Origin of the sequence: Luteibacter aegosomaticola (genome assembly GCF_023078475.1) — a bacterium.
In the GTDB taxonomy this organism is placed as follows: Bacteria; Pseudomonadota; Gammaproteobacteria; order Xanthomonadales; family Rhodanobacteraceae; genus Luteibacter; species Luteibacter aegosomaticola.
In genome coordinates this window covers 1,449,221-1,464,164 of sequence record NZ_CP095741.1, presented here as the reverse complement: position 1 = coordinate 1,464,164, position 14,944 = coordinate 1,449,221, and the positions used below count along the sequence as shown (strand labels likewise).

The 14,944-nt window shown below is 67.2% G+C and carries 17 protein-coding genes; 14 read left to right on the top strand and 3 right to left on the bottom strand.

What is annotated here, in order from left to right; genetic code table 11:
* Positions 1–7 precede the first annotated feature (7 nt).
* From L2Y96_RS06540 to L2Y96_RS06500, 9 genes are all read left to right on the top strand, one after another.
* Entirely contained in the window at positions 8–1,261 is a 1,254-nt protein-coding gene (locus L2Y96_RS06540) for an alkaline phosphatase family protein (protein WP_247334269.1), read from the top strand.
* A gap of 36 nt (positions 1,262–1,297) precedes the next feature.
* Positions 1,298–1,690 (top strand): hypothetical protein, encoded by a 393-nt coding sequence (locus L2Y96_RS06535; protein WP_247334268.1) that lies wholly within the window; start codon positions 1,298–1,300, stop codon positions 1,688–1,690.
* Positions 1,691–2,320, top strand: coding sequence for a biliverdin-producing heme oxygenase (locus tag L2Y96_RS06530; protein WP_247334267.1), 630 nt, complete (start codon positions 1,691–1,693; stop codon positions 2,318–2,320).
* Positions 2,313–3,890: a GAF domain-containing protein gene (locus L2Y96_RS06525; protein ID WP_247334265.1), complete on the top strand. Its 1,578-nt coding sequence runs from the start codon at positions 2,313–2,315 to the stop codon at positions 3,888–3,890. The genes L2Y96_RS06530 and L2Y96_RS06525 overlap by 8 nt, the downstream gene beginning before the upstream one ends.
* A 41-nt stretch (positions 3,891–3,931) precedes the next feature.
* On the top strand, positions 3,932–4,633 hold the full coding sequence (locus L2Y96_RS06520) for an arginyltransferase (RefSeq protein WP_247334241.1): 702 nt from the start codon (positions 3,932–3,934) through the stop codon (positions 4,631–4,633).
* Positions 4,634–4,674: 41 nt separating this feature from the next.
* Complete coding sequence (locus L2Y96_RS06515; protein ID WP_247334239.1) at positions 4,675–5,469, top strand: cobalamin-binding protein; 795 nt, start codon at positions 4,675–4,677, stop codon at positions 5,467–5,469.
* A gap of 133 nt (positions 5,470–5,602) precedes the next feature.
* On the top strand, positions 5,603–6,457 hold the full coding sequence (locus L2Y96_RS06510; RefSeq protein ID WP_247334237.1) for a tetratricopeptide repeat protein: 855 nt from the start codon (positions 5,603–5,605) through the stop codon (positions 6,455–6,457).
* A gap of 250 nt (positions 6,458–6,707) precedes the next feature.
* Positions 6,708–8,282 carry a sensor histidine kinase gene (locus tag L2Y96_RS06505; protein WP_247334235.1) on the top strand — a complete coding sequence of 525 codons (1,575 nt, stop codon included), beginning with the start codon at positions 6,708–6,710 and terminating at the stop codon, positions 8,280–8,282.
* On the top strand, positions 8,279–8,905 hold the full coding sequence (locus L2Y96_RS06500) for a response regulator (RefSeq protein WP_247334233.1): 627 nt from the start codon (positions 8,279–8,281) through the stop codon (positions 8,903–8,905). Before L2Y96_RS06505 ends, L2Y96_RS06500 begins: the two co-directional genes overlap by 4 nt.
* A gap of 137 nt (positions 8,906–9,042) precedes the next feature.
* On the opposite strand, the gene L2Y96_RS06495 is transcribed toward L2Y96_RS06500, so the two are convergent.
* The gene (locus L2Y96_RS06495) at positions 9,043–9,483 is read right to left on the bottom strand and encodes a secondary thiamine-phosphate synthase enzyme YjbQ (RefSeq protein WP_247334226.1); all 441 of its coding nucleotides are present in this window, start codon (positions 9,481–9,483) and stop codon (positions 9,043–9,045) included.
* Between the two features lie 7 nt (positions 9,484–9,490).
* Entirely contained in the window at positions 9,491–10,078 is a 588-nt protein-coding gene (gene pdxH / locus L2Y96_RS06490) for a pyridoxamine 5'-phosphate oxidase (protein WP_247334224.1), read from the bottom strand.
* A gap of 24 nt (positions 10,079–10,102) precedes the next feature.
* Between pdxH and L2Y96_RS06485 the strand changes: the two genes are divergently transcribed.
* Positions 10,103–10,918, top strand: a complete 816-nt coding sequence (locus L2Y96_RS06485; protein ID WP_247334223.1) for a kinase — start codon at positions 10,103–10,105, stop codon at positions 10,916–10,918.
* A gap of 168 nt (positions 10,919–11,086) precedes the next feature.
* Here L2Y96_RS06485 and L2Y96_RS06480 read toward each other — a convergent pair whose 3' ends face one another.
* Positions 11,087–11,935 carry an NAD-dependent epimerase/dehydratase family protein gene (locus L2Y96_RS06480; RefSeq protein ID WP_343218440.1) on the bottom strand — a complete coding sequence of 283 codons (849 nt, stop codon included), beginning with the start codon at positions 11,933–11,935 and terminating at the stop codon, positions 11,087–11,089.
* A 7-nt stretch (positions 11,936–11,942) separates the two neighbouring features.
* On the opposite strand from L2Y96_RS06480, the gene L2Y96_RS06475 reads away from it, so the two are divergent.
* The 4 genes from L2Y96_RS06475 (at position 11,943) to hemE (ending at position 14,937) form a co-directional block, all read left to right on the top strand.
* The gene (locus tag L2Y96_RS06475) at positions 11,943–12,473 is read left to right on the top strand and encodes a shikimate kinase (protein WP_247334221.1); all 531 of its coding nucleotides are present in this window, start codon (positions 11,943–11,945) and stop codon (positions 12,471–12,473) included.
* Entirely contained in the window at positions 12,473–13,546 is a 1,074-nt protein-coding gene (gene aroB / locus L2Y96_RS06470) for a 3-dehydroquinate synthase (protein WP_247334219.1), read from the top strand. The genes L2Y96_RS06475 and aroB overlap by 1 nt, the downstream gene beginning before the upstream one ends.
* Before the next feature lie 64 nt (positions 13,547–13,610).
* The gene (locus L2Y96_RS06465) at positions 13,611–13,874 is read left to right on the top strand and encodes a WGR domain-containing protein (RefSeq protein ID WP_247334218.1); all 264 of its coding nucleotides are present in this window, start codon (positions 13,611–13,613) and stop codon (positions 13,872–13,874) included.
* Complete coding sequence (gene hemE, locus L2Y96_RS06460; protein ID WP_247334216.1) at positions 13,864–14,937, top strand: uroporphyrinogen decarboxylase; 1,074 nt, start codon at positions 13,864–13,866, stop codon at positions 14,935–14,937. The genes L2Y96_RS06465 and hemE overlap by 11 nt, the downstream gene beginning before the upstream one ends.
* Positions 14,938–14,944: the final 7 nt, after the last annotated feature.

Genomic DNA, 14,944 nt, shown 5'->3' with positions numbered 1-14,944 from the left:
CCTCCCCATGAATGCCACGTTTTCCCGCTTGCCACGCCTCTTCACGGCGTTGATGCTGGTGGCCCTGGCCGGCTGCGCGACCCGCCCGGCCACGCTCGCCACACCTCCTGCGCACCCTGTCCTGCTGGTCTCGATCGATGCGTTCCGCGCCGATTACCTCGACCGCCACCTGACCCCGACCCTGCAATCGCTGGCCGACGACGGCGCCCGTGCCCAGTACATGTGGCCCTCGTTTCCGTCGCTGACCTTTCCCAACCACTACACCCTGGTGACCGGCCGCGTGCCGGACCGCAACGGCATCGTGAACAACACCATGCGCGATCCGGCGCTCGGCAAGTTCAGCCTGGGCAACCGGGCAGCCACCAGCGACGGCCGCTGGTGGGCCGAAGCCGAGCCCATCTGGGTCACCGCACAGAAGCGCGGCCTGCGCACTGCCACCATGTTCTGGCCCGGTACCGAGGCTGAAATCCACGGCGTCCGCCCGGATCACTGGATCCCCTTCGACGATTCGCTCAGCTCCAGGGCCCGCGTCGACAAGCTGCTTTCCTGGATCGACGAGCCGGGCCCGAAGCCGTCGTTCGAGACGCTGTACTTCGATGCGGTGGACCATGCCGGCCATGAGTTCGGCCCGGATTCGCCGGAGGTCAACGCGTCCCTGCGCGAAGTCGACGACGCGCTTGGATACCTCGTGGCGCAACTGCGCCAGCGCGGCTTGTATGACGGCATGAACATCGTGATCGTCTCCGACCACGGCATGGCCGACGTACCGAAGGGCAATATCATTTTCTCGGACGAGGAAACGAAGCTCGACGACCTCGACACCGTCTCGTATGGCGTGATGGCCACCTTCGCGCCGCGCGACGGCCACGACGCCACCCAGGCCGTGGCCCGCCTGCTTGGCCCGCACGCGCACATGCATTGCTACCGCAAGGAAGACCTGCCGGCCCGCCTCGATTACGGCAAGAATCCCCGCGTCCCGCCGTACCTGTGCCTGGCTGATACCGGCTGGTCGATCATCAGCCACGCCGACCTGGCGAAGCGAAAGGACCCGATGTCGCGCGGCGAGCACGGTTACGACAACCTCGACCCCGCCATGCGTGCCCTGTTCGTCGCCCACGGCCCGGATATCGCCCGCGGGGTCACCGTCGCACCGTTCCAGAACATCGACGTGTACCCGCTGCTGGCCCACCTGCTCGGCCTGCAGCCGCTGCCGAACGATGGGCGTCTGCAAGATGTGAAGGCGGCCCTGGCCCACCCCTAGCGGCAAGCCGGTGGGGGGATGACGTAGAATCGGGCCATGCGCCAGATCTATACCTCCCCCCGCCAGGACAATGTCGACCGGGTCGTCGCCCTGCTCACCGAGCATGCGATCGAAACCACGGTGACGAACCGGTCGTCGTTCAACCGCCCCACGTACCAGCGTTTCAGCTATTCGGAGCGGAATACCGACCGCTCCGCCTGGCCGCAGGTATGGGTCAAGCATGCGGATGATTTCACCAAGGCCCGTGGCCTGCTGAAGGACATCGGCATCGACCCGGTCGTGCGCTTCCAGGAAGAACTGCGCGTGCACCGCACGCCAGACCGCCGGCCACCCCAACAGCGCACGGCGGCGCGCTACCGGCTGATGGCGCTGGCCATCGTCGCCGGCGTCATGCTCATGGTGGTGCTGAAGGCGACCCAGGTCCTCTGAATGGACGGCACCGCCGCCCAGCCCCTCGCCCACTCCCTTCTCCGCGAGCGCACCCGCGCCGCGCACGATGCCGCCGAAGCGACGGCAGGCATGCGCGCGCTGATGTCCGGCGCGATGGATGAAGCAGGTTACGTCGAGTTGCTGGCGGCCCAGCTCCGTCTGTTCCACGCCTGGGAAGCCGAACGCGCGGCCGATATCGAAGCCGTAGCCGCGGTGTGGCCCTACGCCTCGCGCATCCCTCCCCTAGCGGCCGATATCGTAGGAGCCCACCCTGTGGGCGACATCTTTCGCGATAACGCCGCAGGGCCTGTGATGTCTCCGCGAAAGATGTCGCCCACAGGGTGGGCTCCTACGGCCGTCGACGCTGCCTTCTGGGGCGAGCTTTACGTTATCGAGGGTTCGACGCTTGGCGGCCAGGTGATCGTGCGCCACCTGCGCGAGCGCTTCCCCCATCTTCCCCACGCTTTCTACGCCCTTGGCGAACACGCCCCGGGTCGCTGGCGGCGCTTCCAGCAGGTGCTCGATGAAGCACTCGCGACGGATGCCCACCAGCAGCTAGCCATCGCCGGCGCGCAGCGGATGTTCGCGCGCTTCCAACGGACGCTCCAGGATCCTGGCCACCATGTCTGACCTGCCCGACCTTACCGCCTGCGACCGCGAACCCATCCATATTCCCGGCTCTGTGCAGCCCCACGGCGTGTTGATCGTCGTGGATGCCATGAACGAACGCGTGCTGCAGGTCAGTGAGAACGCGGTCGACCTGCTCGGCGTCCCGCTCGATGAATTGCTCGGCGCGCCGCTCCAGCATGTGGTGACCTTGCCCGCCCACCTCTTCGATGACGACGAACGGCCGGCGCATAGCGCCTGGACTCCGGTAACGTTTCCGCTTGGCCAGCGCGGAGGCACGTGGCACGCGTCCGTGCACGCCTACGGCACCCGCTGGATGATCGAGATCGAGCCGCGCGAAGCCTACTTCGAAGACGATCCGATCCGCGTGGCCTACGACCTCACGCACAAGCTCGAGAACGACGTGTCGGTGGAACGCGCCGCGCAGCGCGTGGCGCGCGCCGTGCGCAACCTGCTCGGCTACGACCGGGTCATGGTGTACCGCTTCGACCGGGACTGGCACGGCGAGGTGGTGGCCGAGGCACGCGTGGAAGAGCTCGAGGCTTACCTCGGCCTGCATTACCCGGCGACCGATATCCCCGTGCAGGCGCGCGCGCTGTACCTGCGCAACCGCGTTCGACAGATCAGCGATTGCAAGTACGTGCCCGCACGGATCGTGCCCGCGCTTGATCCACAGACCCAGGCGGCGACCGATCTCTCCGACGTCTCGCTGCGCAGCGTGTCACCCGTGCATCTCGAATACCTCGGCTACATGGGCGTCACGGGCACGCTCGTGGCATCCATCGTCACGAATGGCCGCCTGTGGGGCCTGATCTCGTGCCACCACTACAGCCCGTTCTTCGCCGACCACCAGATGCGCGAAGTGGCCGACGCGATCGCGCGGGCCTTTGCCTCGCGCGTCTCGGCCATCGAAGAGCTTGCCAAGATCGAGGTGGAGAGCACGCTGCTCACGGTGCGTGAGAAGCTGATCACCGCGTTCAACGAGAGCGAGCACATCGATGCGGAACTGCTCGCTTCGCTTGCGCCCGAGCTGCTGGAAGTAGTCGATGCCGACGGCGTGGCGGTGTTCGCCGGCGACCGCGTCATACGCCACGGCAACCTGCCCGATGCGCAGGCGTTGCTGCGCATCCGCGATGTTGTCGGTGCGCACGATGCGAGCATAGGGCCGGACGGCATTGCCGGCGTGGTGCATACCGATGAACTGGGCACGACCTTCCCCGCGCTGGATGAGCCGGACGCCACCGCGCTCGCCGCGGGGGTCATCTTCATGCCGCTGCAGGCGGATGCCCATAATGCCGTGGTGTGGACGCGCGCCGAACAGGTGCGCAACGTACGCTGGGCCGGCAACCCCGCCCTCGCCAAACTCGAGAACATCCCCGGCGCCCGTCTTTCGCCCCGGCAGAGCTTCGCCGCCTGGCAGGAGACCGTGCGTGGCCGGTCGCGGCCCTGGTCGCGCCAGCACCTGGATTCCGCCCGTGGCCTGCGCGTGCTCATCGAGATGATGGAGCGCAAGCATTACCAGCAGCAGCTCGAACTGCTGCGCGCCAGGCTGGATACCCCGCGCGGCGCATGACAGGCGGCGCGGGAACACAGGTCGAGCTATAACATGGGGCCATGACCGACCGCGTCCGCCTCTTCCAGACCCTGCCGCATACCTGCGGCTACTTCGCCGAGCGGACGGCGCAGAACCTCGTGGTCGATCCGGGCGCGCCCAACCTCGACAAGCTTTACGGCCCCGCGCTGGCCAAGGGTTTCCGCCGCGCGGGTGGCCATCTCTACCTGCCCCAGTGCGCCGCCTGCCAGGCTTGCGTGCCCTGCCGGATCGATGCTGAGCGCTTCGTACCGGATCGCAGCCAGCGCCGCTGCCTGGCCCGCAACGCCGACCTCCACGTGGTCGAAGCCACACCAGGCTTCACCCACGAGCGCCACGCCCTGTACGAGCGCTACCTGCGCGCGCGGCACAGCGGTGGTGGCATGGATGCCGCGGACGCCGACGATTTCCAGCGTTTTCTCGCCGCCCCGTGGAGCCCCACGCTGTTCCTGGAGTTCCGCCAGGGCGAACGCCTGCTAGGCGTCGCCGTCACCGATATGGCGCTTGCGGGCGCCTCCGCTGTGTACACGTTCTACGACCCGGATGAGATGGCCCGCGGACTGGGCACCTGGGGCATCCTGCAGCAGGTAGAGCTTGCCCGCCGCCGCGGCATTCCCTACGTGTACCTGGGTTTCTGGATCGCCGGGCACCCCAAGATGGATTACAAGCGCCGTTTCCATCCGCTGGAAGTACGCCGGCATGGGCGTTGGATCGAAATGCCCTGAGCGGCGACAATCGGGGGCTCCCCCCGCCCGCCTGGATATCCATGGGTCCGCAACGCATCGTCTGCCTTACCGAAGAGCCCACGGAAACCCTGTACCTGCTGGGCGAGCAGGATCGCATCGTCGGCATCAGCGGCTTCACCGTGCGCCCGCCTGCGGCGCGCAAGGAGAAACCGAAGGTCAGCGCGTTCACCAGCGCCAAGGTCGACCGCATCCTTGCGTTGAAACCCGACATCGCCATTGGCTTCTCGGATATCCAGGCCGATATCGCGCAGGCGCTCATCAAGGCTGGTGTGGAAGTGTGGATTTCGAACCACCGCAGCGTGGAGCAGATCCTCGATTACATCCGCCGTCTCGGCGCGCTGGTGGGCGTGCCTGCGAAAGCGAACGCGTTGGCCGACGAGCTGGCGCGAGGTCTCGACGAGGTGCGCGACGCATCGGCAAAGCTCACCCGCCGACCGACTGTCTATTTCGAAGAATGGGATGAACCGCTGATCTCCGGGATCCGCTGGGTATCCGAACTGATCGGCATCGCGGGCGGCAACGAAGCGCTGCCGCATCGTGCCGGTGAATCGCTGGCGAAGAACCGCATCATCGCGGATGCCGCCGAGGTGATCGCCACGGCGCCGGACATCATCATCGGATCGTGGTGCGGTAAGCGCTTCCGCCCCGAACTCGTCGCCGCACGCGCGGGCTGGGAGAACGTACCCGCGGTGCGTGATGGCGAGCTGCACGAAGTGAAATCACCGCTCATCCTGCAACCCGGCCCGGCGGCGCTCACCGATGGTCTCGGAGAACTCACCCGCATCATCCACGGTTGGGCTGCGCGCCACGCCTAAATCGCAGGTTAACTCGCAAGTTCCTGCTGCGCTGAGGTGACAGATGTCCCTTGAAGCGCCAGCGCGCGCGCCCCAGAGTTTGCAGCGACGGCAGTTGATGCTGCCCGCCCATGAACCTGGAGCCTGAACACCCATGCAGAAGCTGCTGCTTTCCCTGATCCTGCTGGTCGCCACCGCGGCCGCCAGCGCCGCCGATTCGCCGAAGGATGTGCAGGCGCTGATCGCGCGCGGCGATTACCCGGGCGCTGAGGCCGCGCTCCGCGAGGCCATCACGGACCATCCGCAGAGCGCCAAGGCCCACTACGTGCTCGCGGAAGTGCTTGCGCACGAAGGCAACATCGGTGAGGCAAAGACCGAAGCAAACAAGGCCGCATCGCTCGATCCAGCCACGCACTTCACCGACCCGGCAAAATTCCAGGCATTCCAGCAGAAGCTCAACGAAGCACTCGCGCCCGTGTCGGCCAACCGCAGCCCGGCCGCGAGCCCGGTGCGCTACGCCGATACCCGCCCCGCCGGCGGGCGTGAAGGCGGTGGCTTTGGCTTCGGTAGCCTGGTCGTGGTCGGCCTCGTCATCGCGGTGATCGCCTTCCTGTGGTCGCGCCGCCGCCGTGCACCGGACGCCTCGTTCCCGGGCTACGGCCCGGTCCCGCCGCCGGCCCCGGGCGGTCCTTACGGTGGTGCCCCGGGTGGCTACCCCGGCTATGCGCCTCCGCCGTCCTCGGGCGTGGGCTCCACGATCGCCGCAGGCGTGGGCGGCCTTGCGGCTGGCATGCTGCTCGACGAAGCCCTGCGCTCGCATGGCGGGAACGACAGCAACCGCGAGAGCGGCCTGTTTGGCGGAAACGGCGGTACGGTGCAGAACGATCCCTCGGCGGACGCCTACAACGACCTGCGCAGCGACCCCATCGACATGGGCAACGATGACACTTCGTGGGATAACGGCTCATCCTCGGACGATGGCGGCTCGTTCGACGACAATCAGTGGTAAACGTTTTCATGCCGCCCGGCCGTGCGCCACGGTCGGGCGGTTAACTCACCAGAATCATCCAAGGATCGCGCCAACGCGACGCATAAACGGCAATTAAGACCTTCACATTTGTGAAAATGTGATATGCGTCACGCTTATCGGCCATTTTGCATGGGCGCCGCACCGTATAGTCGTCGCGGGACGTCGAGGGGACTTCCCCGGCTTCACCGCAGGCCGCCCCAGAGGCATGCATGGCGACGCGGGAGGAACCGTGGCGGACAACCCGGCGTTCTCGTCACGGAGCCTTACCGTGTGGTGCGGTGGCGTCTTCGCGGGCGTCAGCATGGCCCAGATACTCTCGGCCGCCGTGTGGAACCACCAATACGGCACACATATCTTCTGGTTCCCCGGTGCCGTCCTGCTGGGCGCCCTGCTCACGAACGACCTGGACCGCTGGGCAGCCCTTTCCGGCGCGGCGTACCTGGGCCTGTTTGCGACCGGCATGGCGTTCGGACTGCCCGCCGGCGATACCGCGCTGGTCCTGGCCGCCGCCCTGCTACTCGTACCGCTGGCCGCCTGGCTCCTTCGGCAGATGCCCTACGCGCTGCTCAAACTCGATGATTTCACCCGCCTGGCCGCGCTGGTGATCGTCGCCGTGGCTGCACTGCCCGCGCTTTCCGCGATGCTGGTGGAGTACGCCGCGCGTTTCACGACCTTTCGCGGCAGCATCCTCAGCGACTGGCCGAACATCGCGATGGCCCACTCGCTTGGTTACGTGCTGTATCTCCCGGTCTGGTTCAGCTTGCGCAATCCCGACGCCGCCGTGCGCCAGCCGGGCACGCTCACCGTGCTGTTCGTCGTCCTTATGATTCTGGGCCTCTGCGCTCTCGGCGTGCTCTGGTACACGCTGGGCGACCGGCCGGGCCTGGTCCCGGTGATGTGCCTTGCGCCTGCGCCGGTCGTCATCTTCGCCATCGTGCGCACGCAGATGTCGGGTAGCTCGGTCACCATCTTCCTGATCGCCCTGCTGGCCGCGCACATGAGCGTGCATGGCTACGGCCCCTATATCGCCGACACACCGCCCAACAGCACGCTTGCCGTGCAGTTGTGGAGCCTCTTGGCTGCGCTCTGCGCGCTGATCCTGTCGGTGGTGGTAGAGCAGCGTTACTCGAGCCGGCGTGCGCTTGGCCGCGCGCATGAAGACCTGCGTGAGTTGGCGGGCCGGCTCATCGCGACACAGGAACAGGAACGCGCACGGCTGGCGCGCGACCTGCACGACGACATCAACCAGCGCCTGGCTGCCTCGTCGATCGGGCTTTCCGCATTGCGCCGTCAGGTCGTGCCCGCACTGCATGGCGAGGTAAATCACCTGCGCGAGCTGCTGGTCTCCATTTCCGAAGACGTGCGCCAGCTCTCCCGGCAGTTGCACCCCAGCGTGCTGGAGCATGCTGGCCTGCGCGATGCGCTGGAGGCGCTCTGCCACATTCCCCATCGCGTCAACGGGCCGGAGATCGTCCTCATCGCCGATCGCGGCCTGGATCGCCTTTCCCACGACATCGCCCTTTGCTTCTACCGCGTCACCCAGGAAGCGATCGCCAACGCGCTCCGCCACGCCGCCGCGACCCGCCTCACCATCAAGGCATCGATCGATGTGGAGGGCGCATCGTTGTGGATCTTCGACAACGGACGCGGCTTCGATCCGGCCGAAGACGAACACGCACGGCCGGGGCTCGGCTTGATCAGCATGAACGAACGCGCCAAGCTGCTGGGCGGCCGGTTTGAGCTGAGAAGCGCACCCGGCAAGGGCGTGGACCTCTGGATGCATATACCGCTGGATCCGCCATGACGACCGAACCGCTGCCCCGTGTCGTATATGCCGACGACCACCGCATGGTCGCCGAAGGCATCGAGCGCCTGCTCGCCGGCACCTGCGAACTGATCGGCATATCGCAGGACGGCCCGGGGTTGCTCGACCTGGTGCACAACGAACGCCCCGACCTGATCCTGTCCGACGTGAACATGCCGGGAGGGAGCGGTCTCGATGTGCTTAAGACGCTGCGCGGCGAAGGCAACCGCACGCCGTTCGTCTTCCTCACCATGCATGCCGAACCGGCTCTGGCAGCAACGGCGATGCGCGCGGGCGCGAACGGCTACGTCCTGAAAGAGTCGGCGGGCGAGGAGTTGCTGACGGCACTACGCCACGTGTTTGCCGGATCCACATACGTGACGCCCTCGCTCGGTACGCGCTACCTGTACGCGGATACGCTGGGCATGCAGGAACTCACGCCGAAGCAGCTGGAAGTGCTGCGCCTGGTTGGCGCCGGCCTGCGCTCGCGGCAGATCGCCGAACGGCTGGGCCTTTCCGTACGCACGGTAGAGGCGCACAAATACACGATCATGCAAATCCTGGACGTGCACAGCACGCTTGAACTCGTGCGCCGCGCGGAAGACCTGGGTTTGTTGTTTTAATCCCGTAGATGTACTGATGCGGCGGCCCTGGCGGCGCGCCATGATGTTTGCGAGCGTTTACCCCGCCCGCCGCGCTACGGACATGAATGGCCCACCACCACCCCCGGTGGCCTCCACGGCGGGCGGGCTTCTTTTGCTTAGTGGCCCGTCACCGTCACGGTGATCTTGCGCTGGTGCGCTTCGTGCCGGTGTTCGTAGAGAAACACGCCCTGCCACGTACCGAGCAACGGCTTGCCGCCGTGCACGGGAATCGAAAGCGACACCCCAGTCAGCACGGAGCGCACATGCGCCGGCATGTCGTCCGGGCCTTCATCCTGATGCCGGAACAGCGGGTCGCCATCAGGGACCAGGCGCGCGAAAAAGCGTTCCAGGTCAGCCACCACGGTGGGGTCGGCGTTCTCGCCGATCAGCAACGATGCACTGGTGTGCTGCACGAACACGTTAACCAGCCCGGTTTCCACACCACTCACCGCCACCGCGTCGGCGATGCGCGACGTCACCTCGCTCAGCGAACGTCCGCGCGTGTGCACGGTGAAGGTGGACTGCGCGATGTGCTGCACGGGCTGGGCACGGCTCATGGCGACCTCAGGGATAAAGCAGGCGGGTGGTCCAGCTTGTACCGTGGTCGCTGTGCACGATGCGTTCGTGCAGGCGGAACGTGGCGCCGTACCAGAATTCGATGCGATCGGGCGAGACGACGTAACCACCCCAGTGCGCCGGACGCGGTACGTCACGGCCCTCGAACTCCTTTTCGAAATGGGCGACGCGATCTTCGAAGGTCTGCCGATTGGGCAGTTCCTGGCTCTGCTTCGAGGCCCATGCGCCGATCTGGCTGCCACGGGGACGGCTTGCGAAATACGCGTCCGAGATTTCCGCCGAGGTCTTCGTGGCACGGCCTTCGAAGCGCACCTGGATACCGTCGCGGATACCCTTCCAGTGGAAACACAACGCCACCTGGTCGTGCGCGGCGATCTGCGTGGCCTTATCGCTTTCGTAGTTCGTGAAAAACTGCAGGCCATGTTCGTCGATGGCCTTCAGCAGGACGATGCGCGAATGCACGCGTCCGGTGCCGTCCGCCGTGGCGAGGTTCATGGCCGTGGGCTCACGGTCGCCGCTGGCTTTCGCCTCATCGAGCAGGCCGCGGAAGGTAGCGAGGATGTCTTGGGTAAGCATGAGGGTGGGGTATGCTCGTGCACCATGGAATCCAACGATGCTAGCACGCTGGCCGGGGCGGTCCTCGGGCGTTTCGCCGCAGCGATCGAGCGTGCCACGGGGCCGTTTATCCTGGGCATTTCCGCCCTCCAGGGCAGCGGTAAGAGCACGCTGGGCGCGGGGCTGATCCAGGCGGCCCGCGCACGCGGCTGGGGGGCTGTCACGCTCTCGCTCGATGATGCCTACCTGTCGCATGACGAGCGCCAGGCCCTTGCGCGCAAGATTCATCCCCTCCTGGCGACGCGCGGTGTGCCGGGCACGCACGACCTCGCCCTGCTGGTTTCGACGCTCGACGCGCTGGCGAAGGCGTCGCCCGAGCGCCCCGTGCCCGTGCCGCGTTTCGACAAGGGCAACGATGACCGTTACCCCGAGGCCCTCTGGCCCACCGAGGCCGAGGTGCCGCGGCTCGTGATCCTGGAGGGATGGTGCCTGGGCCTGGAGCCGCAGGACGACGCGGCACTGGAAGCCCCGGTCAATGCGCTCGAACGCAACGAGGATGCGGATGGCACGTGGCGACGCTGGGTGAACACGCAGCTACAGGCTTACCTGCCACTGTGGCGGACGCTCGATGCCCTGGTGGTGCTCGAAGCGCCCTCCTGGGACGTCGTGGCACGTTGGCGCGATGAAGCCGAACAGCCGCTACGTGCGCGCGGCGAACCACGCGCCATGGATCCCGCGACGCTCACGCGTTTCCTCCAGCACTACGAGCGCCTGAGCCGCCACGCCCTGGTCACCCTCCCCGCCCGCGCCGACCTGCGCATCCGCCTGGACCCCCACCGCACCCCCACCCGGCCGCTGTAGGAGCCCACCCTGTGGGCGACGCCGTTCGCGAATGAGCAACAGGACCTGTGGCGTTTTCGCGAAAGATGTCGCCCACAGGGTGGGCTCCTACAACAGCGCCAGACGACCCGGGCGGCGTAGCCGCCCCGTGGCGCCAGGCGATCAGGGCGGCGTAGCCGCCCGGTGGCGTCAGGTGATCAGGGCGGCGTAGCCGTCGCGTGCATCGGGCCACGCGCAGCGGAAGCCGCTGGCGCGTAGCCGGGCGTTGCTGAGGCGCTTGTTGCCGACGCCTGCGGGGGCCGGGCCATCCGCGGGCCGCGGGCCGCCGACGAGCGCCGCCAGATGGTCGTAGAGCACGTCGATTTCCAGCGGCGTGTCGTCGACGCCGAGGTACACCGCGGCGGGGTCGTCGAGCCGCGCGACGTGAACCAACACCGCAGCAGCGTCGTCCACATGGATACGGTTGGCGAACACGCCCTTGCCCCGCGGCGCGACCGCCTTGCCCTCGCGCAGGCGCTCAAGCAACTGCGTGCGGCCGGGCCCGTAGAGACCGGCGAGCCGCACGGCCACCCCGCCCTCAACCGCACCGGCCAGCCATCGCTCGGCCTCCAGCAGGATCCGCCCGTTGAATCCCGGAGGATCGGGCGGCGTCTCTTCATCCACCCAGGCACCGCCGTGTTCGCCATGCACGGCCGAGGATGACGCGAACACGGTACGGCGGGGCGCGGCGGGCAGCGCGTCGAGCAGGTGCCGTAGCCCATCGACGAAGACCGCACGATAGGCATCTTCATCGCGCGCACCCGGCGTCGGCGCGTAAATGACTGTATCCACCCGAGGTAACCCGCGCAGGCTGGCCGGGTCGGTCAGGTCGCCCTGCCGCCACGCGACGCCCTCGGGAGCCTCGCCCGGCGGCCGCCGGCGCAGGGCCAGCACGGGATGGCCGAGCGCGGCGAAACGCCGCGCGGCGCGCATGCCGACATCGCCGGCGCCGGCAATGAGCACCGTGGCATGCATGGGTGTGTGGCTTGTTGCTAGCATGGGAGCGATGAATCCTTCGCCCAACCTGTTCCTGGTCGGCCCCACGGGTGCCGGCAAGACCACGATCGGCCAGCGCCTTGCGGCGCATTACGGCCTGCCCTTCGTCGACCTGGATGTCGAGATCGAAAAACGCTACGGCGTCACGATCGCGCACATGTTCGAAACGCAGGGCGAGGCTACCTTTCGCGCGCGGGAGACCGCGCACCTCGATGAGTTTAGCCTCCGCCAGGGCATCGTGCTCGCCACCGGTGCCGGTGCGGTGATGGCCGGGGTGAACCGCGAAACCCTGATGACGCGCGGCACCGTGCTGATGCTCTCGGTGGAAGTGGACGAACAGCTCGACCGCCTTCAGCACGATACGGCGCGGCCCATGATCGCCGGTGGCGATCGCCGCGGCCGCCTCGAAACCCTCGCCGATACGCGCAACCACGTGTACGAGGAAGTGGCCGATCTCATCTTCCGCGGCCGCCACGAAAGCGTGGACGATGCGGTGCCCCGCGCGCTGACCCTGCTCGATCGCCACTGGAGGCGTGCCTGATGCAAACCGTGGATGTCGAACTGGCCGGCCGCGAATACCCGGTATGGATTGGCCCCGGGCTGTTAAGCGATAGCGCGCGCTGGCGCGCACGTATCCGTGGCCGGCATGTCCTCGTGGTGAGCAACACGACCGTCGCACCGCTCTACCTCAAGGCACTGGAGAAAGGCCTCGAAGGGCTGAAGCACGCCACCTGGCTGCTCGACGACGGCGAGACCCACAAGACCTTCGCCAACGTGGGGAAGGTGCTCGATGCCCTTGCCGCGCTCGGCGCGACGCGCGATGCCTGCGTCATCGCGCTCGGCGGTGGCGTGGTCGGTGACCTCGCCGGGTTCGCCGCCGCCTGCTGGATGCGCGGCATCGATTTCATCCAGGTGCCGACCACCCTGCTCTCGATGGTGGATTCGTCGGTGGGCGGCAAGACGGGCGTGAACCTGCCGGCGGGCAAGAACCTCGTCGGCGCGTTCCACCAGCCGCGCGCCGTCGTGGCGGATATCGATGTACTGCGCACGCTGCCGCAGCGCGAATACCTGGCGGGCGTGGCGGAGATCGTGAAAGGCGCAGCGATCGGCGACGAACCGTTCTTCGCCTGGCTGGAGGCCAACGCCGATGCGCTGGCCGCGCGCGAGCCCGCTGTGCTCATCGAAGCGATCGCCCGCAAATGCCGCTACAAGGCCGGCGTGGTGGCACGCGATGAAACCGAGCAAGGCGAGCGTGCGCTGCTCAACCTCGGGCACACCTTTGGCCATGCGCTGGAAACCGCGGGGAACTACAGCGAGATCCTGCACGGTGAGGGCGTGGCCATCGGCATGGTGCTGGCGGCGAGGCTCTCGGCACGGCTGGGCATGGCGAGCGATGCGGACACCGATCGCCTGCTCGCGCTGCTTACCCGGTTGGGGTTGCCGACGGAGCCGTCGCGGGCCCACGAGGCCAGCCGCATCCTCGACCTGATGCGCCTGGACAAGAAGAACACGGCCGGCACGCTTCGCCTGATCCTGTGGCGTGGCGTCGGCCGGGCCGAGATCGTTCCGGGCGTCGCCGACGAAGACGTCCTCGGCACCCTCGCAGCCGGCTGACCGCGTGGACAGCCGGGGAATCGCTTAGAATGACGGGTTCAGGCGTTTTTCCCAGGTTGGTGCGATGCGGATCTACATGCAAACCATGCCCGCGGCGGGCGGCGAAGCACCCCGCTACGTCCAGATCACGCTGGAGCAGGATCTGCTCGGCGGCTGGACCCTTTACCGCGAGAGCGGTACGCAGGGTGGCAAGGCCTCGCTGAAGCGCGATGTCTACCTGGAACGCGATGCCGCCCTGGCCGCGTTTGAAAAAGCGCGCGACGCCCAGATCAAAAAAGGTTTCAAAGTCATGTTCAGCCAGGGACAGGAGTCAGCGCATGGCCGCTGAAGAGCTCCGCAACGACCGCTTCCTGCGCGCCCTGCGCCGCCAGCACACCGACACCACGCCCATCTGGGTCATGCGCCAGGCCGGCCGCTACCTGCCGGAGTACCGCGAGACCCGCGGCCGTGCCGGTAGCTTCATGGGCCTGGCCACCAACCCGGAATACGCCTGCGAAGTCACCTTGCAGCCGCTCGAACGGTTTGAGCTGGATGCCGCCATCCTCTTCTCCGACATCCTTACCATCCCCGACGCGATGGGCCTGGGCCTGTCGTTCGAAGCTGGCGAAGGCCCCCGCTTTGCACGCCCTCTGCGCGACGCCGCAGCGATCCATGCGCTGGCCGTGCCGGACATGGATGGCGAACTGCGTTATGTGATGGATGCGGTGCGCCTTATCCGCCAGGAACTCCACGGGCGCGTGCCGCTCATCGGCTTCTCCGGCAGCCCGTGGACGCTGGCCTGCTACATGGTCGAAGGCGAAGGCTCGCGCGATTTCGCACGGGTGAAGGCGCTGGCGTGGAACGAGCCTGCGCTCGCCCACAAGCTGCTCGACACCGTAGCGCGCTCGGTCGCCGCCTACCTCATCGCCCAGGCCCGCGCCGGTGCGCAGGCGCTAATGGTGTTCGATACCTGGGGTGGCCTGCTCGGCCCGGCTCCGTTCCGCGAGTTCTCCCTGCACTACATGGCGCAGGTGGTCGATGCGCTGAAGGCCGACCCGGCCTGCGGCGGTATCCCGGTCATCCTGTTTTCGAAGGGTGCGAACGGCCAGCTCGAACGGCTCGCCGATACGGGCTGCGATGGCCTTGGCGTCGACTGGACCATCGATATCGGCGAAGCGCGCAAGCGCGTCGGCGACCAGGTGGCCCTGCAGGGCAACCTCGATCCGGCGGTGCTTCGTGCATCACCGGAGATCGTGGCACGCGAAGCGCGCGCGGTGCTCGATGCCTTCGGTGACCACCCCGGTCATATCTTCAACCTGGGCCACGGCATCACGCCGGAAGTCGATCCGGCGAACGTGAAGGTGCTGGTCGATACCGTGCATGCGCACGGCCGCAAGATCCGCGGCGGGTAATCACGCT

Excerpts from the sequence above, each read along its gene's own strand:
- L2Y96_RS06540 (WP_247334269.1), top strand. The coding sequence starts at position 8 with ATGAATGCCACGTTTTCCCGCTTGCCACGCCTCTTCACGGCGTTGATG.
- L2Y96_RS06535 (WP_247334268.1), top strand. The coding sequence starts at position 1,298 with ATGCGCCAGATCTATACCTCCCCCCGCCAGGACAATGTCGACCGGGTC.
- L2Y96_RS06530 (WP_247334267.1), top strand. The coding sequence starts at position 1,691 with ATGGACGGCACCGCCGCCCAGCCCCTCGCCCACTCCCTTCTCCGCGAG.
- L2Y96_RS06525 (WP_247334265.1), top strand. The coding sequence starts at position 2,313 with ATGTCTGACCTGCCCGACCTTACCGCCTGCGACCGCGAACCCATCCAT.
- L2Y96_RS06520 (WP_247334241.1), top strand. The coding sequence starts at position 3,932 with ATGACCGACCGCGTCCGCCTCTTCCAGACCCTGCCGCATACCTGCGGC.
- L2Y96_RS06515 (WP_247334239.1), top strand. The coding sequence starts at position 4,675 with ATGGGTCCGCAACGCATCGTCTGCCTTACCGAAGAGCCCACGGAAACC.
- L2Y96_RS06510 (WP_247334237.1), top strand. The coding sequence starts at position 5,603 with ATGCAGAAGCTGCTGCTTTCCCTGATCCTGCTGGTCGCCACCGCGGCC.
- L2Y96_RS06500 (WP_247334233.1), top strand. The coding sequence starts at position 8,279 with ATGACGACCGAACCGCTGCCCCGTGTCGTATATGCCGACGACCACCGC.
- L2Y96_RS06495 (WP_247334226.1), bottom strand. The coding sequence starts at position 9,483 with ATGAGCCGTGCCCAGCCCGTGCAGCACATCGCGCAGTCCACCTTCACC.
- pdxH (WP_247334224.1), bottom strand. The coding sequence starts at position 10,078 with ATGCTTACCCAAGACATCCTCGCTACCTTCCGCGGCCTGCTCGATGAG.
- L2Y96_RS06485 (WP_247334223.1), top strand. The coding sequence starts at position 10,103 with ATGGAATCCAACGATGCTAGCACGCTGGCCGGGGCGGTCCTCGGGCGT.
- L2Y96_RS06480 (WP_343218440.1), bottom strand. The coding sequence starts at position 11,935 with ATGCTAGCAACAAGCCACACACCCATGCATGCCACGGTGCTCATTGCC.
- L2Y96_RS06475 (WP_247334221.1), top strand. The coding sequence starts at position 11,943 with ATGAATCCTTCGCCCAACCTGTTCCTGGTCGGCCCCACGGGTGCCGGC.
- aroB (WP_247334219.1), top strand. The coding sequence starts at position 12,473 with ATGCAAACCGTGGATGTCGAACTGGCCGGCCGCGAATACCCGGTATGG.
- L2Y96_RS06465 (WP_247334218.1), top strand. The coding sequence starts at position 13,611 with ATGCGGATCTACATGCAAACCATGCCCGCGGCGGGCGGCGAAGCACCC.
- hemE (WP_247334216.1), top strand. The coding sequence starts at position 13,864 with ATGGCCGCTGAAGAGCTCCGCAACGACCGCTTCCTGCGCGCCCTGCGC.